Source organism: Pseudoalteromonas distincta, from assembly GCF_005877035.1.
Taxonomy (GTDB): Bacteria; Pseudomonadota; Gammaproteobacteria; order Enterobacterales; family Alteromonadaceae; genus Pseudoalteromonas; species Pseudoalteromonas distincta.
The window spans coordinates 1,290,285-1,311,146 of record NZ_CP040558.1; the positions used below are offsets into that span (position 1 = coordinate 1,290,285).

Genomic DNA, 20,862 nt, shown 5'->3' on the forward strand with positions numbered 1-20,862 from the left:
GGCTCCTAAAGTTGAACTACGTGGTAATTAAAGTAGTTATTAATAGAGGTTAAGTAAATTAACGTTAACCCTTGCTTACTAATGGTAAAATTTATAGGTGCTTGTGTGCCTATATGCACAGAATGCTCACCTGTATTTAGGCTTTGCCTTGCGACACTTATTTGATTTGGAAGTGTAAGCCAGCTGCGTGTATCAGCTTGCTCAGACGCCAAATTATAAATATTAGCAAGTATGTTACCTACATCACCGGCACTGCGAGCAAGTTCTGCCCGCACTTTCTCTTTAGCTACTAATCTGAGTACTTGGCGAGCGACTTTTGCAGGTATTTGATCTTCTAATGTTTTTGCTGCAAGTGCTTCAATGTGTACCAGTGGGCTAAGCGCCAAGCTTTGTGCATCTATATTTATATTGTTAAGGCGGCGCACATAGGCATTATCTTTATATACCGGCATCGCCAAGCTGTAAAAGCGTGCATCGCCACGTGATGAATAAATTGGCAAGCGCAGTTTAAATTCATCTTGTTTTGGTACTAATCCTTGTTCAAATAAAACAATTACTTCGCCTTGTGATGAAGAAATAGTGGGCGTATCGCCAAAGCGTTTTTTAAATTCATTTAGATCTTGGTCAAACCCTTGTTTTTTAGCAAGGCGCATTACATCTTGCTGTAAATAAATATTGTTAGGTTGTATAGCCAATGCTTTTTTATAATCGATATAGGCGTCGTCGTATTGTTTAGCACTTTGGTAAAGCAAAGCAGATAAGTAAAATGTGTAGGCATTTTGAAAGCCATTTTTTATGTTTCTGGTTACATTGCTCATGCTTGGGTAGTGTTGCTGAGCTTCTTTAACGGTTGAGTCTACTTCTGCTTCATTCTCCCTAAGCGCATCAACTTGTACTTTATTAGCTCGGCGAATTTCGACCAATGCGCCTTCAACATCATTTTTATACACGTAGTTAAGTGCTTTATAACTATGAAGCATGCTCATTTCGTAAGCGGGTGGCACATAAGTTATTGCTGAGTCGTTGGTAAATAAAGCGTTACTTTGTTCAAGGCCCGCACTAACTTGTATTTTGGCGGCCTCACGTTTTTTTTGCATTTGCGTATACACGTTCTCAAATTTGCTTTGTGCATCATCTGGTGTATTAGCTAAGTCGTTTAAACGAGCTTGCTCAAGTTGGTTGAGTAAGTAGCTGCTGTGCAGGGTGCTATTATTAGCAATAAGGGATTGCGCTTCTTCGATATTATTTTTCTCGATCGCATTTCTTATTGGTGTCATTTGCGTGGCATAGTCATTAAACAGGTCATTAAAACCCATTGTGCTACACCCACTTAAAATAAAACAAAAGCTTAAAATTATACTGCGGCGCACTGAGCACTCCTCTTAATTTACCTGTATACATTAACATACTATTTTTAGCTAAATGTGTGAAATATTGTAAAAAATCGTAGAGTAAAACTGCCTGCTAATAAAGAAATATAAAATGACATTAGTGAACAAAGTGTGAATTTTTTTGGTTTATTATCAACTACACTGAAATAGTATCTTCGCTTTAGCGGTCTTGCTAAGAGTTATATCACTCAGAGGAATTAAAAAATGAAAAAGTTTACAGGTGCAGCAATGGCTGTAATGGTAGCAGGTTTAGTTGGTTGTAATGCAACAGAGGCAGAAACGGCAACATCAAGTGCAGTTGCTGTTAATGGCGCAACAACTGATTTAGTTCATTGTTATGATGCGAATGTATGTGGTGGCCATAACGATTGTAAAACAGCTGAGAATGCATGTGCAGGTCAAGCGTCATGTAAAGGGACTGGTTTTGTAGCAATGCCTGCAAAATCATGTGCTGATGTTGGCGGTACAGTAAAAGATAAATGGGTTGGCAGTGTAGCTAAAGCAGATTTAGTACATTGTAACGATGTAAATGTGTGTGGCGGTCATAACGATTGTAAGACTGCTAATAATGCTTGTGCTGGACATGCATCATGTAAAGGCACCGGTTTTGTATCAATGCCTGCAAAAGCATGTGGTGATATTGGTGGCTCTGTAGGTAGCTAATACCAATTTATCGAACGCATAAAATAAGCCTGAACGATGTGTTTTCTTATTCAGGCTTATTAAGGAAGTTTATGACAAATCGTTTTTTAGGTTTTGGTTTAGGACTGAGAGCCCCGCATTTTGAGCAAATTATTTCAGAGAAACCAGCTGTAGACTGGTTTGAAATTATCTCAGAAAACTATTTTGTAGCCGGTGGAAAACCTTGGCATTATTTAAATAAAATAAGAGCAGATTATCCGATTGTTATGCATGGGGTATCAATGTCGATTGGTAGTATTGACCCTATTAATAAGGACTACTTAAATCAGTTAAAAAACACAATTGCGAGGGTTGAGCCGCAGTGGGTGTCTGATCATTTATGTTTTACCCAAGTGGGCGGTATTAATAGCCACGATTTACTACCAATGCCTTACACCTCAGAGGCACTTGATCATTTAGCAAATAAGATTTCGCAAGTTCAGGACTACCTAGGGCGCGAAATGATTTTTGAAAATGTATCGAGCTATTTAACCTATAACGATTCACAAATGAGTGAATGGGAATTCTTAGCGCAATTACATAAGCAAACAGGCTGTAAGTTTTTAATGGATGTAAATAATGTTTATGTAAGTGCACGAAATCACGACTTTAATGCAATGGATTATTTATCGGCTATTCCGAGTACTGCTATTGCACAAATTCACTTAGCAGGACATCAAGACTTTGGTACGCATATTATAGATACGCACGATGAAGATGTTCCCGATGCGGTATGGGACTTATATGCTCAGTATGCAAAAACATTAAATCCGGTAAGTACCATGATTGAACGCGATGATAATATTGGCTCCCTTGATGATTTAATTACTGAGCTTGAGCATGCTAAAGCGCTAGTGAAACCGTTTTGGGATATAAGATCATGAGTGATTTAGCAAAGCTGCAACAACAGTTTATGAATTTACTGCAAGGTGAAAGCTCGGATATTAGCGAGCAAATTGCGCAGCAAGGGCAGTTAAATACACAACAGCGACTCTCTATTTATCAAAGCGCTTATAAAATTCGCTTAAGAGCCGTGATTGAGCAAGATCACGAACAGTTGGGTATTTACTTAGGTGATGATTTATTTGAGATGATGGTTGATGGTTATTTAGCTTTATATCCTTCAACTCATTCGTCACTACGAATTTTTGCAGAGCAACTACCAGATTATTTAGCCGCTAATACTCCTTTTAGTGATTACCCCATACTTGCAGATATAGCCAAATTTGAACGACTATTACTAAGTACTTTTGATGCAAGCGATAAAACATTACTTAATGTATCAGAGCTTGAAAGTATTGAACCTCAAAAATGGCCAAATTTACTATTAAAATTACATCCAAGTGTACAGTTAGTTGCGTTTAATACGTTGGCGGTTGAAAGTTGGCAGGCAATAAAACAAAAGCAAACACCGCCAGAGCCAAGAGTCTCAGAACCTCGCTTTTGGGTTGTAGCACGTGATACTGAAAGACGTACACAGTATTTAAGCGTTGATGCACAAGAATATCGCTTACTGAGTTTATTAAAACAAAACACACCCTTTGCACAGTTATGTCAATCCTGTTTAAATGAACTCCCTGGTGAGCAAATCGCTGGGTTTTTAATTACTAAAATTAATCAATGGCTTGAACGTGGTTGGTTAATTAGCGAGTGAGTTAAAACAATATAGTTATTTTTCGTTGCGAAGGAATTTTTTTGAAAGCCACCATATACACATTAATTGCTTTAATTGCGTTTGCCGCAAATTCTCTTTTTTGCAGAATGGCCTTAGCAGAAGGTTATATAGATGCTTGGAACTTTACTGTTATTCGCTTACTCAGCGGGGCTGCATGTTTAGGCATTATAATGGCTATTTATACCTATAATTTAAAACGTAAAGGCACATTCAATCCCGCTATTTTAAGTGACAGAGGAAGCTGGCGAAGCAGTATTAGCCTGCTTGTTTACGCGCTTTGTTTTTCGATTGCCTACGTAGAGCTAGATACCGGTACCGGTGCACTAATTTTATTTTCTGCTGTGCAACTTACTATGATTGGCTGGGGTATTTATCAAAAAGAGCAATTAAGCCTGCTTCAGTGGTGTGCATTTATAGTGGCGTTATCTGGTTTTGTATATTTAATGCTGCCATCTGCAGCTGTGCCTTCATTATTAGGTGCATCACTTATGGCACTCAGTGGTGTGGCATGGGGTATATACAGTATTCGCGGTAAAGTGTGCGTATCGCCACTGCGTACTACTGGGTTTAACTTTATAAGAAGCTTAGTTGCTATCCCTGTTTTATTACTTGTAGGTATGAGTTATTTAAAAAATATGAGTATTGAAGGGGTGTTACTTGCGTGTGCCTCGGGGGCAATAGCGTCTGGAGTTGGTTATAGTGTTTGGTATGTAGCAATGCCACTACTTAAAAGTACCCAAGCTGCGGTTGTGCAACTTTGTGTGCCGGTACTTGCTGCCATTGCTGGTGTTTTGTTTTTATCAGAGCAGGTAACAATGGAGTTTATAGTCGCAAGCTCGTTAATATTAGGCGCTGTGCTGGTGTTTATTTTAAATAAAAAGAAGGCTTAATATAACCTAACCTTCTTTTAGGTGTGGGCTCACGTTTGTTACAAAGCGTTTATAAATAGCTGGTAAGTTATCAAGTATTGCCCGCTTACCCTGTAGTTCACTGTTCTTTATGCATTCAAAAAGTACTTGCTCGCTAAGTTTATTCACTAATAATTGTGATTGCTTAATATGGCTTATATGCCAAAGCTCAGGTGCTACGCCACCTAAATCATGTTGGTAAGGGCGATAAAAACCAAATTTAACTAAGTTAGTATCAAGCCAATTACTTAAAGGTGCAAACGGCCCACCTTGCAGGTATTCATCAGGTGTTAGCTGTAGCTTATAATCATCACTCACCGCAGCTTTATCAAACACATCTAAGTCAGTCCCTAAATGGTGCCTGCTTGCGCCAGGTAGTGCAGAGTAGAGCATTATTGCTATGCATTTATCTACATCATTTAATTTAGTTAAATCTACAACCTTTTGCTGTTTATTATAAACAGGTCGAATACCTAAAAACTTATTATTCCAAATAATTGACTGGCGTTCAAAGTCGCGAAAACTTGAGGCAATAGTAAGATCAAATCCCGCTTTTTTAGCTGCACTTTGTAGTGCTAAAAAGTCGCTAATAATAGCGCTGTGCAAGCGATGATTTTGTATGTCAGTTAAATGTGTATCACTTTGCCCTGTGATACACATTATCGATGTTGGTTTAGTTACATTCATTATGCTAAAAGTTGCTCTAGTATTTGCTCGTAAATGTCGGTAAGGGCTATTAAATCATCGGTACTTACGCATTCATCTACTTTATGAATAGTTTCGTTACGTGGGCCAAGTTCAATTACTTTAGCCCCTGTTTGTGCAATAAAGCGACCATCTGATGTGCCGCCGGTAGTTTCTAGGTTTGTGGTTAAACCGGTTACTGATTTAATCGCTTTTACTGTGGCATCAACAAGTGGGCCGTGCTCGGTAATAAAAGGCAAGCCATTTACTATCCAGCTTAAGTCATAATTTAAGTTATGCTTTTGCAGTATGTCATTTACACGTTGTTGTAATTGCTCATGTGTTACTTGCGTGCTAAATCTAAAGTTAAACTGTACTTCTAGCTCACCCGGGATCACGTTGCCTGCACCTGTGCCGCCATTAATATTTGAAATTTGAAAGCTGGTAGCAGGGAAGTATTCATTTCCGTTATCCCACACCGTTTGGCTAAGCTCAGTAAGGGCAGGGGTTGCTAGGTGAATTGGGTTTTGTGCTAAATGTGGATAGGCGACATGCCCTTGTACACCCTTAACGCTTAAAAAAGCGGTAAGTGAACCTCTGCGGCCATTTTTAACAACATCACCTAATACATCTCGTGATGAAGGCTCGCCTACTAGGCACATATCAATTTTTTCACCGCGCGCCTCTAGCGTATCAATTACACGGGTAGTCCCGTTTATAAACGGGCCTTCTTCGTCAGAGGTTATTAAAAAAGAAATTGAGCCTTTATGATCTGGATGTTTAGTAACAAACCGCTCGGTTGCAACAAGCATTGCAGCTAACGAGCCTTTCATATCGGCAGCGCCGCGCCCATGTAATAAACCGTCTTTTATTAATCCTGAAAACGGCGGGTGTTGCCAATTTTTTTCAGGGCCTGTTGGCACAACATCAGTGTGGCCTGCAAAACAAAAGTGCGGTGATTGTGTGCCTTTTCGAGCCCATGTATTTAATGTGTCGGTAAAAAATAATGACTCAATATTAAAACCAACCGCAGCAAGGCGGTCGTTCATCATCTGTTGGCAGCCAGCATCTTCGGGCGTTACTGACTCACGTTGTATTAGTGCTTGGGCGAGTTTAATTACATCATCTTTCATGATTTAAATATCTCATCGTATTGGGCTGCTTTAAAACCTAAGTGGTAACTGCCATTGTTAATAAGTACTGGACGTTTGATCATGGCAGGTTGTTCAACTAACAATGGGATAGCACTTTCTTTAGTCAAACTCTGTTTTTGCTCATCAGTTAGTGCGCGATAAGTTGTGCCACGTTTATTAACAAGCTGTTCCCAATCGAGTTTATCTGCAAAATCACTTACCATTTGCTCATTTACGCCATCTTTGCGGTAATCATGAAACGTAAATTCGATGTTGTTGTCGGCTAAGTATTTTTTTGCTTTTTTTATCGTGTCGCAATTGCTAATACCGTATAGAGTGATCATAAATTTAGTTCTTCTTAATAATAGTTAATAAGGTATCTACATCCGCATTTACATGCGAATGTGAGTAATGAAATGTGCCGAGATTATGGCCGTTAAGTAAGATTAAACTGGCCAGCATAGGCGTTTCTAGTTCACGTAAATCAAAATAAGCGAGGCGCTGGCCTTTACTTATTTCACTACCATTTAATTGTGCAATATGGGTATGTGTAATTGATTGCGAACCGGTAATAGTTAAGTTGATTAAAACTTTTAAACCATTTTTAGCCTGTAAAATAAACTCAGTACCTGCGTTTTTTACTTGTAATAACGTGCCATCAAACGGCGCTAAAATTTTGTGGCTACTGAGCTTTACAGTAATACCGGGACCGAGAATACCAAACCTAAAAATAGGTTCGGGGTGTTCTTGAAGCGGTATTACTTTACCTGTAAATGGGCTTGTAATAAGGATGGCACTGCGGGGCGTTTTATTGAGTGCTAGATATTCAATTGTTTGTGCTTTCATATGTTATTGGGCCACCACGTTGTAACCATCTTTTTTTAAGGCGTTAAGTGCTAGTGAGGCCGTTTGCTTTTTTACTAAAATATAATCGGTATCGTAGGTTGAGATTGAAAAAATAGAAATTTTAGCGCGTGCTAATACACCCGATATATTAGCCATTATTCCGGTCAGCGAAAAACCAAGTGGGCCAACCACCTCAAGTGCTTGCCAATCAGATTCGGTATCTAAACTCTCTATTTCAAAGCTACTAGGGCAAACAATAGATAGTTCATCCTGGGTTTTAGATATAAAAAATAAAGGAAGCTTTAGTAGCGCCGCAGGTATATCGGCGTCAACATCTAAACTGTGAATAGATAAAACCGTGCTGTGTAATTGTAATGTTTGTTTTGACATTAAACGCCTGCGATACAGCATTATTGATAGCTTTATAGTATAGATTATTGCCTTCAAGTTAAAGGTGTAAGCGTGACTAAAATGAGCATTTGGAAGTGGGTTTTATTAGAGATTAAAAACTTACCCACAATTTCTGTGGATAAGTATGGGGGTTGCAGGGTATAAATAGCCTAACTACTTAATTATTAAATAAATAATAGCTAGGCTATAAAAAGCACACGTTGTGTTTAATGTGCTATTAGCGCTTCTGCTTGGGCTGCCTGAATTGCAGTTAAGGCGATTGTATACACAATATCATCGACCAATGCACCACGGCTCAAGTCGTTTACGGGTTTGCGCATACCTTGAAGCATAGGGCCGATACTTATTAAGTCGGCACTGCGTTGTACTGCTTTATATGTTGTATTACCCGTATTTAAATCTGGGAATATAAATACAGTCGCTTTACCGGCTACAGGGCTGTTAGGCGCTTTTTTAAGTGCTACATTTTCCATTATAGCGGCATCGTATTGTAGTGGGCCGTCGATAATTAAATCAGGACGTTTTTGTTTTGCTATTTTTGTGGCTTCACGTACCTTTTCAACATCGGCACCCGTACCTGACGTACCCGTGCTGTAGCTTATCATGGCTACACGTGGCTCTATGCCAAATGCAGCTGCAGAGTCCGCAGATTGAATCGCTATATCAGCAAGTTGTTCAGCATTAGGGTCGGGGTTAATTGCACAGTCGCCGTAAACTAACACTTGATCAGGTAGCAGCATAAAAAATACGGATGATACTAGTGATGATCCTGGCGCTGTTTTAATTAACTGCAGGGGCGGGCGAATTGTATTGGCAGTGGTATTTACCGCGCCCGATACTAAACCATCTACTTTACCTTGCTCAAGCATCATTGTGCCAAGTACGACGTTATCTTGTAGCTGCTCTTGTGCTACAACCGCAGTTAGGCCTTTGCTTTTACGAATTTCGACCATAGGCGCAATATAATCATTTATAATACTTTTTGGCTCGATGATACTTACATGTTCGTTTAGCTCAATACCTTGCTGCTGTGCAATACGCATTATTTCTTCGCGATCGCCAAGCAATATAGTTTTAGCAATGCCACGTTGACCACAAATAGCAGCCGCTTTAATTGTACGAGGTTCGCTTCCTTCTGGTAATACTACGGTTTTACCTGCTTTACGTGCTTTATCGGTTAATAAATAACGAAATGCAGGTGGTGATAACTTACGCGTTTTGCCTACACTTTGAGCTAGAGTATCGAGCCAGTTTGAATTGATATGTTCTGCGTTGTGATCTTTTACTTTTTCAATGCGTTGGTCATCATCATTTGGTACTTCCATATTAAAGTTATGCAGTAATAATGATGTACGCCATGTGTCGGCATCGGTTGCGAGTATTGGTAAACCGGTTTGCATGGCTTGTTCACACAAAGCCATAATACGTGGCTCTGGCTCAAAGCCACCGGTGAGTAATATAGCGCCAAGTTTAGTGCCGTTCATAGCAGATAAACACGCAGCAACAAGTATGTCAGAGCGATCGCCCGGTGTTACTAATAGAGCACCTGGCGTAAAATAATTTAAAATATTAGAAACCGTACGAGCACAAAAAGTGATACGACGCAGGCGACGATGAAGCATATCGCCTTCGTTAATTATTGTTGCTTTTAAATACGCGCTTAAGTCTTTTACGCGTGGCGCTACTAAGTCAAAATCCCACGGGATTGCGCCAAGCAACATAAACGGATTTTTTTTAAAAATAGGTAAAGACGCTAAACGATTTAACTCGTTTTCAAGCTCTTCGGGTTTGTAAGCGTCGACTAAATCGGCGCGTGCACGGCCCTCTTCATCAAGTGGCGCATTTACTTTATTAAAAATACAGCCCAGTACACGAGGATGATCGATTCCACCGTAATTACCTGCTGCAATTTCTAGGCGGTCTTCTATTTGAGTAATGGTGTAATTACCAGGGGTAAGTACAAATACAATTTCAGCGCCGAGTGTTTGCGCAATTTCGCGGTTTACACGCCCAGCATAAGGTTGGCGACGAGTAGGCACCATACCTTCAATAATAGCTACTTCATCGTCGTTTATTTTACTTTCAAAGCGTTCAACAATTTCCTCTAGTAGATCATCACCTTTACCGTCGCCAATCATTTGCTCAGCATAATCAAGTGCAAAAGGGGTGGGTGGGTTAATAGGTGAGCCTTGAGTGACTATTTGTGTGGATTTTTCAGGACCTGTTTCCCCTGAACGAGGCTGAGCGATGGGTTTAAAAAAGTTAACTTTAACTGTTTTTTGCTCAAGAGCGCGGACTAAACCAACTGATACCGACGTTAAACCCACACCGGTAGACACAGGAATTAACATAATACGACGTGCCATATTAAAGCTCCTTTACGATGTTAGCGGCATCAAGTGCAATAACCCACTCTTCGTTGGTCGGCATTACTACCGCTTTGGGTGAAGTATTGGCTGAACTAATAATACCTTGATTACCAAAACGTGCATCAAGATTGCTCTTCTGGTTACAACTGAATCCTAAAAAAGCTAATTGATTAATGACATTTTCACGTATGATATCGGAGTTTTCGCCAATGCCGCCAGTGAATATAAGTGCATCTAAACGTTGTAATGGTACCATGTAAGCTGCAATTTGTTTGGCTAGTCGGTAGCAAAAAATATCTAGTGCTAAACGTGCCTGTTTATGTCCGGCAACAGCGGCTTCTTCAATCGTTCGACAATCGTTAGAGAGTTCGCTAATACCTAGTAGGCCGCTTTCTTGGTTTAATAAATTATCTATTTGCTGAGCGTTGTAACTAAGCTGTGTGGTTAAAAAATTAAATAAACCGGGGTCAATATCTCCACTGCGAGTACCCATAACAATACCAGCCAATGGCGTTAAACCCATACTGGTATCAACACTTTTACCATTTTTTATTGCAGTAACAGAGCAGCCATTACCTAAATGAGCACTAATGAAATTACTCTTCTCTATAGGCTGATTTAATAATTTAGCAGTTTGTCCTGCTACATAGTAATGACTTGTGCCATGCATACCATAGCGTCTTACACCGTAGTCTGTATAAAGCTTATAGGGTAGGGCGTAAAGGTAGGCAACTTCATCCATAGTTTGATGAAATGCTGTGTCAAATACTGCTACTTGCGGTAAACCTATAAATGAAGCTTGTGCAGATGAAATACCTAACAAGTTCGCATGACCATGTAGCGGCGCTAAAGAAGACGCTTTAGTAATACCGTTAATTACATCTTCATCAATTAAGACTGACTTTGTGAAATGCTCTCCGCCATGAACAACACGGTGCCCAACAGCAATAAGGTGCTCATCAAGGTTATGATCCTTTATTAAGCTTACAAGCGTATTTATAGCCTCAGCATGTGCTTGATTAGCCGCTAAGTCGATAACCGTCTTAGCCCCATTAAATTTGTATTTAATGGAGGGGGCTTTGGCGCCCAAGCGTTCAGCAAGGCCTGATATAATTTCGTGACCGTCGTTTGCATCAATAATGGCAAACTTTAAACTAGAGCTACCACAGTTTAAAACTAAAACATGTTGGGATTCAGGGGAGGTTGTTGGCATAGATTCAATTTCCATAAACAAATTTAGTAAGTGAACGTTAATACGTGATAGTTACACTTACTGTATTAAATAAAGCTAAAACAATTGAATGTTCAACTGCAAAGTGGTTAACGCAATGTTAAATATTTTACCTTATTTATGATGTTTAAGTTAGGATTGTTCGCCATTAAAGGGTAAATTTAAGCTCTTTTACTGAGAAAGTGTAACTCCCTCATTTTGTGTTACACTTTGGGTATAGCTCGTTTTCTATTGTATTTAAAAGCAGTATCTGTGAGGAGTCATGATGCAAAAAAGTGTGATGTCACAACTACAAACAGGCCGTTTGTATGGTAAAAAATGGCCAATGCGTAAAGAGCTTGCGCCTTTGTTTTTAGAGTTTAGAGTGATTAGAGCGACTGAGCTTGCCATTACAGTAATGCCAATCTTGGCTATGCTAACGTTGTTTTTTCAGCTTAATTACTTAGGATCTGATTTTTTACCGCAAGCCATTGCGAGTGCATTATTTTTTATATCGTTACCTTTACAAGGTTTATTTTGGTTAGGCAAACGAGCGCAAACGCCTTTAGATCCTGCGATGCAAAAATGGTACAACGAGCTGTACACTAAAATGGCGGCTAATGGATATCAAACGCAGTTAAGTGAAAACAAGCCCCGTTATATGGAGCTTGCTAACTTACTTAAAGATATGTTTGAAAAAATGGATAGAGCATTTACTAAAGAGCAGTTTTAGCGGGTTATACCATTATCTATTTTGGTAAACTGAGTAATATAAAATGATAAGGTGACATTGTGTTCACCTTTTTCTTCGAGTGCTGTCCAGTGCTCGGGTCTAAATTTCCATGCAAATGGCGTCATCATTATTAAGTTTTTAATATCAGTAAAGCTAAGCGCTACATGCTCTGTTAAAAGAGCCTGTTCTGCTTTTTGAAACCCTTTTGGCGTGGCTATTTCAGTATGTTCGTTTACTTCTGAATATATATACGATTTTAGCTCTTTTAAATGATAAGGGCCTGGGCTTGCTACCACTAATGTTGCGTTTTTATTAGCAAGACGTTCAATCTCTTCCTCAAACAAAGGTGCAAATACGCTAATAAGTACATCAGCAAATTGACTTCTAAAAGGCGCTTGGCTAATTGATGCAACACTAAAATGGCAATTAGGGTAGCGCTTTGCTGCATATTTCACGGCAGATTTTGAAATATCGACGCCGTACACAACTGCTTCTGTTTTACTTGCTATTGCTTGGGTATAAAACCCTTCGCCGCATCCTAAATCAATAACTGTATTCGCACTTATTCGACCGACTAAATCGCTAAGATTTTGTTGTAAAAAGCGGTAGTATCCACGCTCTAAAAATGCGCGTCTAGCTTGTACCATTTCAAGGGAGTCGCCCGGTTGTTTTGAATTTTTTTGTTGCACAGGCAGTAAATTAACATACCCTTCTTTGGCAAAATCAAAGCTGTGGTTATTAGCACAACGAAGTGTTGAATCAGCTTTCAAAAGTGCGAGATTACATAGCGGGCATTGATATTGTAGACTCATGAGTCTAGGTAGTCCTTATCGTAAAAAGTTTTTACCCAATGCGGGCGATAGGTGATCATAATTGTTATAGCCATGCCGTTGAGCATCGCTTCAGGAAACCAAATTATGGCACTTAAATAAACGTAGTTATCTGCAAGTTCTTGCCAATTGTATTGCCCTATAGCCAAGTAAAATAAAGCACCTAGGCTTATTTTTATACAGGCTATAAACCCTGCAGTTATAAACGCACAAACAAATATATAAACAAAAAAATGACGAGGTAAATACTGGTAACTAATTATAAAGCCAAGGTAGCTCAATATTATAGGAATAAACGCACCAATAAGCAGTTGTACTGGTAACAGTTCAAGTTCTATTTGACCAAATGTAGCAAGTAGGGCTGTGGCAAGTAGGCTACTTAAAATAGTCAATCGCCAGCCTAAAATTAATGTCGCGGCCGTAACGCCTAATATGTGTAAATCAAGGCCAGTTAAAATTCCTGCTTTTATTCGCCAAAGCACTGCAAACACTAACGCACATGCAAGAACTCCAGTTTGACGGGCTGGCGTATTAAGCAATGTTTTATATGTTTTTTTATCAAAGCTTAGTAGGGCAATAATAATTACAAGGGCCCAAAGTAGCCCTTGTATTGTTATGCTTAGCATAGTAATTACTTAAATGTTGACCATATAGGGGCATGATCTGAGGGTTTTTCAATACCGCGCAGTTCGTAATCAATGCCAGTATCTATACAGCGTGCTGCAAGCTCATTAGTTGCAAGTACTACATCTATTCGAAGCCCTCGGTTATCTACAAACCCTTTAGAGCGATAGTCAAACCACGAATATTGATCGTCTGTTTCTGGGTTTTGCTCTCTAAAGGTGTCTTTAAAGCCCCAATTAAGTAATGTTGCAAGCCATTCACGCTCTACCGGTTGGAAAGAACATTTACCCGTTTTTAACCAACGCTTTGCATTAACTTCGCCAATACCAATATCTAAATCGGTGGGTGATATGTTGATATCGCCCATAACAATGACGTCTTGATCGGGGGTGTGGTTGGTTTCAAGGTGTGTCATTAAATCTTTATAAAATTGTCGTTTATAAGGAAATTTAGTTTCGTGATTAATATTATCACCTTGTGGGAAGTAGCCATTCATGACTGTAAGGTCGCGACCGTTATCTTGTTCAACAGTGACGCTTATCATGCGTTTTTGCGATTCCTCTGTATCGGTAGCAAAGCCTTTTAAGACCGATTTAGGCTCCTTTTTGCATAACATAGCTACGCCATAATGGGCTTTTTGGCCATGAAAGTAGACGTGATATCCCATTTTTTGTACATCTTCTAGTGGGAATGCTTCGTCATGAACTTTAATCTCTTGCAAGCCAATAACGTCTGGTTGATGTTTGTCGATAATTGCTTGTAATTGGTTAAGACGAGCACGCAGACCATTGATATTGAAAGAAATCACTTTCATAAAATTTACCTTAAAATTGGATCTATTTAATGAATTAAATTGTATCAGTAAATACGCGTACATAACATGACTGAAATGAGAAAATAGCTGCGCAAATGTTGATCAATTGGTGAGTAAAGTTTAAACATTGTAAATGCAGTATTAATTTTTTAAATAAATAAAAAATTCAATTGAACTTAACTTTATTGAATATATAATGCGCGAAATTCACTTGTTTAGCTCGTTCAAATAGGATCTCTCATGAAAACACAACTACTTTTAGCTACTGCTTTATTCGCATCTGCAACTGCTTCAGCACAAAGCAATACTTACTTCAGTCAAGATAATAAAATTGAGTCTAAGTTATGTGTACTAAGCGCAAACGAAGGCTTTAGTGTTGCTCGTAAAGAAGCTGCTCAGCACGGTGTTTACTTATCTCGTTTTTCTAAAAGCATTTTATGTAATGGTGAAGATATTCGCGATATTGCTAAAAAAACGACATTAAGCAACGCATCAGTTGAGAAAGTAGAAGTATTTGCAAAAGACGCTCAACAAGAAACTCAATTATGTATGACGGCTTTAAAACAAGGTTTAGCACCTGTTCGTCAAAAAATTGGTAACTTAAACTCATTAAAATGTAATGGTCAAAACGTTACTGAGTTTGTTAAACGCTACCAAAACGCAGCAATCTAATTATTAGCTGAACTATATAACTAAAATTGAGATACCTGGTTTTTTACCGGGTATTTTTTTGCAAAAATTACAAGGTTGTTTGCAAAGCTTGCAAGCTTAACTTATTGAAACTGTTCAATAAATGCACCAATCAAGGTTAAGTTGTTGATTCTTATAAGTTAACTATTATTGGCATTGGATTTGTATTAGTTAAAGTGACATTTAATTAATTACGAAGGATACGTCTTATGAAAAAGTTAACATTAGCAGCCACTATTTTAGCATCATTAAGCCTAGCGGCTTGTTCATCTAATCAAGGTCTTGAAAGAATAGACAGTGACTTTGCAAGTTTAGATAATGACAGCGATGGCTACATCTCAAAAGTTGAAGCTGATGACGATAGCATTTGGGGCCATTTTTCAAATATTGATACCAATATGGATAACGAAATTAGCCGCAAAGAATTCAACACTTACATGAAGTTAAACAATGGTAAAGTAGCCACTGATTCTGAAGTAAGTGAGTCGGCATTTAAAGCTGAAATCGCTAAATTCGATAAAATTGAAAGCAGCTTTTCAAGCTTAGATAACGACAGTAATGGCTATATTTCGGTAGCTGAAGGTAACGATGATGATATTTCAAATCACTTTGGTTACATGGATAAAAACCAAGATAAGCGCATCAGTAAAAGCGAGTTTATGGGTTACATCAAAAAATACGGTAACGCAGTAGCTGAAGATGATGCATTAGAAGCCATTAAACACAGCTAATATTTGTTGTTTTAAAGAGTAAATTAGAAGCCAGTGATAATCACTGGCTTTTTTGTGTTTAAAATCTAGTTATTTAGTAGATATATTTTCCTAGTTTGGCGTTGTTCTGTCATAATAGATGGCTGTGTATTTTTATTTGTTAAGAGTGTCTATGGCGGGTCGGCGAATTAGTGATGAACAACTAGTTGAGATCATTGAAGCAGCTATTTTTGTTGCAGATAAGCCTGTGAGTAAACGCCACCTTAAAGATACTGTATTAATAGATTTAGCTATTTCTATGGCGCGAATAAACGACGCAATAGATACAATACAAGAACATTTTCAAACTCGTGGTATTCGCTTAGTCGAAGTTGGTAGCGGTTATCGTTTTCAGGCATGTAGTAGTTTAAGCCCTTGGTTAAATAACTTGTGGCAAGAACGCGCACCAAAATACTCGCGTGCTTTACTGGAAACATTATCACTTATTGCATACAGGCAGCCCATTACACGCGGTGAAATTGAGCAAGTAAGGGGTGTTACTACGGGTTCGAATATTATTAAAACCCTACTCGAAAGAGAGTGGGTTAAAGTGGTAGGGCATAAAGAGGTTCCGGGTAAGCCGGCTTTATATGCAACTACTAAACAATTTTTAGATTATTTTTCGTTAACTGGACTTGAAAACTTACCTGCGCTGCCAACAGAGCAGCAAAGTAAAATTAACCAGTTATTAAGTGATCCTTCTGTGAGAGAACCATCCGAATGAGTATACAAGGTGAAAAGTTACAAAAAGTCCTAGCCCGTGCAGGCGTAGGCTCACGCCGTGAAATGGAAAAATACATTGATGCAAACCGCGTTAGTGTAAACGGTAAAGTGGCAAAGTTAGGTGACCGTGTTGAAGAAACTGATTTAATTCGTGTAGACGGACACACTGTAAAGATTGAAGAAAAAGCAGATAGAATCTGTCGTGTAATTATGTATAACAAACCAGAAGGTGAGTTAAGCACACGTAAAGATCCAGAAGGGCGTCGTACAGTATTTGACCGACTTCCTCGTATTGATGGTGAGCGTTGGATTGCGGTTGGCCGACTAGACGTTAATACTTCGGGTTTGATGCTTTTTACTAATGATGGTGAATTAGCTAACCGCTTGATGCACCCAAGCTATGAAGTAGAGCGTGAATACTCTGCACGTGTATTTGGTGAAGTAACCAACGAGACGGTTAAAAACTTACTACGTGGTGTTGAGCTTGAAGATGGTCCAGCCAAATTCACGACTGTAACCCCTATGGGTGGCGAAGGCGTTAACCGCTGGTTTAACGTGACGTTAAATGAAGGACGTAACCGTGAAGTACGTCGTTTATGGCAGTCTCAAGATGCGGAAGTATCTCGTCTTATTCGTATTCGTTACGGTAAACTAGAGCTTGATAAGCGCGTGCCACAAGGTGGTTGGATGGAGTATGATTTAGAAACAGTAAACTACTTACGCAAAACCGTTAAATTAGGGCGCGAGACACAAACTAAGCTTTCTGTTATGCCTGAAAAACGCAAAGATAAACGCGCTAAAATCAACCAGATCCGTAAAGCAGTTAAAAAACACAATCAACGTGTTAAGCCTACTAAACGTAAATAATAAATTAGTTATTTATTGAACACAAAAAAGCCGCTAATAGCGGCTTTTTTAATGTGTGTTGTATAAATTTTTTAAACTCTAAATTACTTTTTTACTTGAGCATCTAACGATTCGCCATTCACTTTACTAGAATCATCGCTCATCAAGTATAAGTAGGTTGGCATTAAATCTTCTGGTGTAGCAAGCGCGTCTCTATCTTCTCCTGGGTATGCAGCAGCGCGCATAGAAGTGCGAGTAGCGCCTGGATTAATACAGTTTATACGAATATTCGTTTTGCCTACTTCACATGCCCATGTTTGCATCATGCCTTCTACTGCAAATTTTGAGATGGCGTATGGCCCCCAAAACTCACGGCCTTTGCGGCCTACACCTGATGACGTAAATACTATCGATGCATTATCAGACTTACGAAGAACAGGAAAAAGCGCTTTAGTGATCATCGCTTGCGCGGTCACGTTTACTTTCATTATGTTTTCGAACGTAGATGAGCAAAAATGTTCAAGTGGACCAAGTGACCCTAAAATACCTGCATTATTAAGCAAGCCATCAAGGCGGCCAAATTGATATTCAATTGTTGCAGCAAGGTCACGATAGTTTTGTTTAGTTGCGCCTTTTAAGTCCATGGGCACAATTGCAGGTTTAGGGTAACCTGCATTAACAATTTCATCGTAAACACATTCAAGTTTATTAGTTGTTTTTCCTAATAAGATAACTGTAGCGCCGTATTTTGCATACGTAATTGCTGCTACTCGGCCAATACCATCACCGGCGCCTGTTATTAAAATAATTTTATCTTTAAGTGCGTTTTCAGCCGCTTGATATGTGTGCATAAAAGTACCCATTCATCTATTTTTTTTGATTTTAACATAGCGAAACGTGAAGTAATCGAATTTATTGTAAAATTAGGTGGCGAAAATAGAAACTTTACGTTAAGTTTAACTGGTCTAATGTCTCATTAATAACCTGATTACATTGTTTTAACTTAATACACTGATTAAACACACTATAAAAATAAAATATGTGCGGAGCCAACAATATGAAAAAAATGCTACTTTCACTCTCTGTTACAGCTGCCTTGGCAGGTTGTGGCGGCGGAGAAACGTTAGAAGATGTTAAGAACGACACAGCAACCGTTATTCCAACAGCAACGGTTACATTTGACCCTGCTGCAGGTATCTTATCGGTACCTAATGATTTATTAATGAGTGGAACCCAAGACGGTACACTTAATATTCCTGGAGAATTAGATGACGACAATGTGTCTATTTCTCGAGCAGCTTATGCTGACCCTCAGCTTGCTTTAGGCGCACTTGACGGTTGGTCTTCTCAGGTTCCTTATAAAATCGATTTAACATTTCCGCCAAATGTGAGTTTAGATGAAACGTCTGCTGGGACACCAGGTACAGTCCGTATTTTTGAAGTAGTAATGGGTGCAAGTTTAACTGACGCAGAATGTTCAGTTGTAGCTGCAGGTACAGCTTGTAAATTGGTCGGTGAGCTTACTTTTGGTGTTGATTTTGTCACTCAAGCTTCTGGTGATGCCGTTGCAATTATTCCTTTAAAACCATTTACGGCAGGTAGCTCATACATCAATGTACTAACTACTGGTCTTAAAGATTCATTAGGGCGTTCTATCGAGCCTTCTTCTACTTATGGGCTGGTTAAACAAGAAGCGCCATTAATTACAGAAGCCCAACTTGGTTTGCAGGGCGCTGTTAACAGTTACGAAAATGTAGTTGTAAGTTCTGGAAATATAACAAAAGAAGATATTATTTTTTCTAGCGCAATGACTATTCAGTCTGCGGGGCCTGTACTTGGGACAATTAAAAAATTGCTAGCTGCAAGTTTGCAACAGCCTGCGATGCAAACGCCTGCGCTTCAAGTTCCTGAACAACCTATGGTAAATGTGCAACAGGTATTTGCTTCTCAGGGTGTAGAAGTGTCTGCTGCTTTCTCTGGTGTGCAATATCAAAAAGGTAGCATTATGCTACCGATGTATTTAGGTACACCAACGGGTACTGATATTAGTGATTTAAGTGATACATATTGGCAAGGTATGTGTGATAACGCGGTGGCAATAATCGGTTACAAGGCCGTTGCTGGTGATGCATTTCCGACAGATCCTATTAGTGAAAATGATGGTTTATGTTCTGCATTAAGTGACGGGCAATTACGTGACTTAGGACTAGATAGCACACGTCATTTAACAAAATATAACTCCATTCCAAAAGTACAAAGCATGGCAAATGTGCCAGTGCAAGTTACTAAGCCTATTTTACCAATAATTAATGGTGTACGTGCACAGTTACAATTAGATCCTATCGCAATGCCTGATAGCGGATGGCCAGTTGTTATTATGCAACACGGTATTACAACACAAAAAGAAAGTATGCTTGCTTTAACGGCGCAGCTTTCTATTCAAGGCTTTGCAACAGTTGCTATTGACCATCCAAGACATGGTGAGCGTGGAATAGATGTTGATGGTGATGGAACAGATGACTTTAATGCAACAACGGGTTCTGTGCTTAGTTACATGAATTTAAGTTCATTACTTGTTGCGCGTGATAGCTTACGTCAATCAGCGGCTGATTTATTAGGTTTACGTTTAGGTCTAAACTTTATTAATGATGCAACGATTAATGCGCAAGATGTAACTTACATTGGTCATTCATTAGGCTCTATTGTAGCCCCTGCATTTATTGCACAAGCTAACAACCCATTAGCGCCAACCGTTGACCCATTATTTAATGTAAACACAGTAGCACTTGCAAGCGGCGGCGGCGGTATAGCTAGCTTCTTACTAGAATCAGCTGCATTTGGTCCATTTATTCAAGGTTCAGTACTTTCACAAGCAGGTACAACAGAAGCTGATGAGTTTAACGCGTATTTACAAGTTGATGCAGTGTCTAACTGTGGTGCAGTATTGCCAGATATGGAAGCATATTTAACCTGTGGTTATAACGAGTATGTAGCTTCGTTAACTACAGCTGGTGAAACAAGTAAGCTTACAAATATTCAAGGAGTGTTTACTCAATTTGCATTTGCGGCGCAAACAGCACTAGATAGTGGCGATCCAACTAATTACGCAGCCACTGTGAAAGCATTAGGCACTCCTGTTTATACTAATGTTGTTGTGGGCGATGGTGTTGATAACAAGCCTGACCAAGTGATACCACCAATGGCAGCTAATAATCCTATTTCTGGCACAATCCCATTAGCTAACTTGATGGGTCTTGAAACAGTAAGTACTTCGCAAGCATTGAGTGAAACACCAACAAGCTACTTAGTTAAATTTACTAAAGGGCATCATGGTTCTATATTAACGCCAGCTCAAGATGCTGCACAAGCTGCAACTGTTGAAGGCAGTGCTGCCGCTAATACAGAAATGCAGTTGCAAGTAGCTACTTACTTAGCTGCTCGCGGTCGAATGTTATTAGTTTCCAACCCTGAGGTTGTGACTGATTAATAACCAGTAAAATAATTAACCTTTAAAAGCCACTGAAAAGTGGCTTTTTTTTGCTTTA

General features: G+C 39.1%; 22 protein-coding genes. 10 read left to right on the top strand and 12 right to left on the bottom strand.

The annotated features are described in order from the left end of the window. Positions 1-5: 5 nt before the first annotated feature. Positions 6-1,370: a COG3014 family protein gene (locus FFU37_RS05740; protein ID WP_138488952.1), complete on the bottom strand. Its 1,365-nt coding sequence runs from the start codon at positions 1,368-1,370 to the stop codon at positions 6-8. A 225-nt stretch (positions 1,371-1,595) separates the two neighbouring features. On the opposite strand from FFU37_RS05740, the gene bufA2 reads away from it, so the two are divergent. From bufA2 to FFU37_RS05760, 4 genes are all read left to right on the top strand, one after another. After that, complete coding sequence (gene bufA2 / locus FFU37_RS05745; protein WP_138488953.1) at positions 1,596-2,054, top strand: BufA2 family periplasmic bufferin-type metallophore; 459 nt, start codon at positions 1,596-1,598, stop codon at positions 2,052-2,054. 71 nt (positions 2,055-2,125) lie between these two features. Continuing rightward, a complete protein-coding gene (bufB, locus tag FFU37_RS05750; RefSeq protein WP_138488954.1) occupies positions 2,126-2,956 on the top strand; it encodes an MNIO family bufferin maturase in 831 nt (276 codons plus the stop codon). Then, positions 2,953-3,726 carry an HvfC/BufC N-terminal domain-containing protein gene (locus tag FFU37_RS05755; RefSeq protein ID WP_138488955.1) on the top strand — a complete coding sequence of 258 codons (774 nt, stop codon included), beginning with the start codon at positions 2,953-2,955 and terminating at the stop codon, positions 3,724-3,726. The genes bufB and FFU37_RS05755 overlap by 4 nt, the downstream gene beginning before the upstream one ends. 41 nt (positions 3,727-3,767) lie before the next feature. Beyond that, on the top strand, positions 3,768-4,637 hold the full coding sequence (locus tag FFU37_RS05760; protein WP_138488956.1) for a DMT family transporter: 870 nt from the start codon (positions 3,768-3,770) through the stop codon (positions 4,635-4,637). Between the two features lie 6 nt (positions 4,638-4,643). Here FFU37_RS05760 and FFU37_RS05765 read toward each other — a convergent pair whose 3' ends face one another. The 7 genes from FFU37_RS05765 to FFU37_RS05795 all read right to left on the bottom strand — a co-directional run bounded on the left by FFU37_RS05765 (position 4,644) and on the right by FFU37_RS05795 (position 11,311). Next, positions 4,644-5,342 (bottom strand): M15 family metallopeptidase, encoded by a 699-nt coding sequence (locus FFU37_RS05765; protein ID WP_039489939.1) that lies wholly within the window; start codon positions 5,340-5,342, stop codon positions 4,644-4,646. After that, positions 5,342-6,472, bottom strand: a complete 1,131-nt coding sequence (gene dapE, locus FFU37_RS05770; protein WP_138488957.1) for a succinyl-diaminopimelate desuccinylase — start codon at positions 6,470-6,472, stop codon at positions 5,342-5,344. The genes FFU37_RS05765 and dapE overlap by 1 nt, the downstream gene beginning before the upstream one ends. Beyond that, the gene (locus FFU37_RS05775) at positions 6,469-6,816 is read right to left on the bottom strand and encodes an ArsC family reductase (RefSeq protein ID WP_002959693.1); all 348 of its coding nucleotides are present in this window, start codon (positions 6,814-6,816) and stop codon (positions 6,469-6,471) included. Before FFU37_RS05775 ends, dapE begins: the two co-directional genes overlap by 4 nt. Before the next feature lie 4 nt (positions 6,817-6,820). Beyond that, the gene (locus FFU37_RS05780) at positions 6,821-7,318 is read right to left on the bottom strand and encodes a PTS glucose transporter subunit IIA (RefSeq protein WP_002959694.1); all 498 of its coding nucleotides are present in this window, start codon (positions 7,316-7,318) and stop codon (positions 6,821-6,823) included. A 3-nt stretch (positions 7,319-7,321) separates the two neighbouring features. Then, entirely contained in the window at positions 7,322-7,708 is a 387-nt protein-coding gene (locus FFU37_RS05785) for an ACT domain-containing protein (protein ID WP_002959696.1), read from the bottom strand. Between the two features lie 227 nt (positions 7,709-7,935). Beyond that, positions 7,936-10,095: a phosphate acetyltransferase gene (gene pta, locus FFU37_RS05790; protein ID WP_039489932.1), complete on the bottom strand. Its 2,160-nt coding sequence runs from the start codon at positions 10,093-10,095 to the stop codon at positions 7,936-7,938. A 1-nt stretch (position 10,096) separates the two neighbouring features. Continuing rightward, positions 10,097-11,311 (bottom strand): acetate kinase, encoded by a 1,215-nt coding sequence (locus tag FFU37_RS05795; protein WP_138488958.1) that lies wholly within the window; start codon positions 11,309-11,311, stop codon positions 10,097-10,099. Positions 11,312-11,594: 283 nt separating this feature from the next. Between FFU37_RS05795 and yfbV the strand changes: the two genes are divergently transcribed. Further along, positions 11,595-12,041, top strand: a complete 447-nt coding sequence (gene yfbV, locus FFU37_RS05800; RefSeq protein WP_024596543.1) for a terminus macrodomain insulation protein YfbV — start codon at positions 11,595-11,597, stop codon at positions 12,039-12,041. On the opposite strand, the gene FFU37_RS05805 is transcribed toward yfbV, so the two are convergent. Genes FFU37_RS05805 through xthA form a run of 3 tightly spaced genes read right to left on the bottom strand, consistent with a single transcriptional unit; the run spans position 12,038 to position 14,309 of the window. After that, positions 12,038-12,853 carry a putative RNA methyltransferase gene (locus FFU37_RS05805; RefSeq protein WP_138488959.1) on the bottom strand — a complete coding sequence of 272 codons (816 nt, stop codon included), beginning with the start codon at positions 12,851-12,853 and terminating at the stop codon, positions 12,038-12,040. The two genes, yfbV and FFU37_RS05805, sit on opposite strands and share 4 nt — an antisense overlap. Continuing rightward, positions 12,850-13,497, bottom strand: a complete 648-nt coding sequence (locus FFU37_RS05810; protein WP_138488960.1) for an energy-coupling factor ABC transporter permease — start codon at positions 13,495-13,497, stop codon at positions 12,850-12,852. Before FFU37_RS05810 ends, FFU37_RS05805 begins: the two co-directional genes overlap by 4 nt. 5 nt (positions 13,498-13,502) lie before the next feature. Further along, positions 13,503-14,309, bottom strand: a complete 807-nt coding sequence (gene xthA, locus FFU37_RS05815; RefSeq protein ID WP_138488961.1) for an exodeoxyribonuclease III — start codon at positions 14,307-14,309, stop codon at positions 13,503-13,505. Between the two features lie 240 nt (positions 14,310-14,549). On the opposite strand from xthA, the gene FFU37_RS05820 reads away from it, so the two are divergent. From FFU37_RS05820 to rluB, 4 genes are all read left to right on the top strand, one after another. Next, positions 14,550-14,981, top strand: a complete 432-nt coding sequence (locus tag FFU37_RS05820) for an exonuclease III (RefSeq protein ID WP_138488962.1) — start codon at positions 14,550-14,552, stop codon at positions 14,979-14,981. 227 nt (positions 14,982-15,208) lie between these two features. Further along, a complete protein-coding gene (locus tag FFU37_RS05825) occupies positions 15,209-15,730 on the top strand; it encodes an EF-hand domain-containing protein (protein ID WP_138488963.1) in 522 nt (173 codons plus the stop codon). Between the two features lie 151 nt (positions 15,731-15,881). After that, positions 15,882-16,472 carry an SMC-Scp complex subunit ScpB gene (gene scpB, locus FFU37_RS05830; RefSeq protein WP_002959713.1) on the top strand — a complete coding sequence of 197 codons (591 nt, stop codon included), beginning with the start codon at positions 15,882-15,884 and terminating at the stop codon, positions 16,470-16,472. Then, entirely contained in the window at positions 16,469-17,338 is an 870-nt protein-coding gene (gene rluB, locus FFU37_RS05835) for a 23S rRNA pseudouridine(2605) synthase RluB (RefSeq protein WP_138488964.1), read from the top strand. Before scpB ends, rluB begins: the two co-directional genes overlap by 4 nt. Positions 17,339-17,421: 83 nt before the next feature. Here the strand turns inward: rluB and FFU37_RS05840 are convergent, their stop codons facing one another. Further along, positions 17,422-18,168 carry a YciK family oxidoreductase gene (locus FFU37_RS05840; protein WP_002959717.1) on the bottom strand — a complete coding sequence of 249 codons (747 nt, stop codon included), beginning with the start codon at positions 18,166-18,168 and terminating at the stop codon, positions 17,422-17,424. A gap of 206 nt (positions 18,169-18,374) precedes the next feature. Here FFU37_RS05840 and FFU37_RS05845 point away from each other — a divergent pair, with 206 nt between their 5' ends. Further along, the gene (locus FFU37_RS05845; RefSeq protein WP_138488965.1) at positions 18,375-20,804 is read left to right on the top strand and encodes a VolA/Pla-1 family phospholipase; all 2,430 of its coding nucleotides are present in this window, start codon (positions 18,375-18,377) and stop codon (positions 20,802-20,804) included. Positions 20,805-20,862 lie beyond the last annotated feature (58 nt).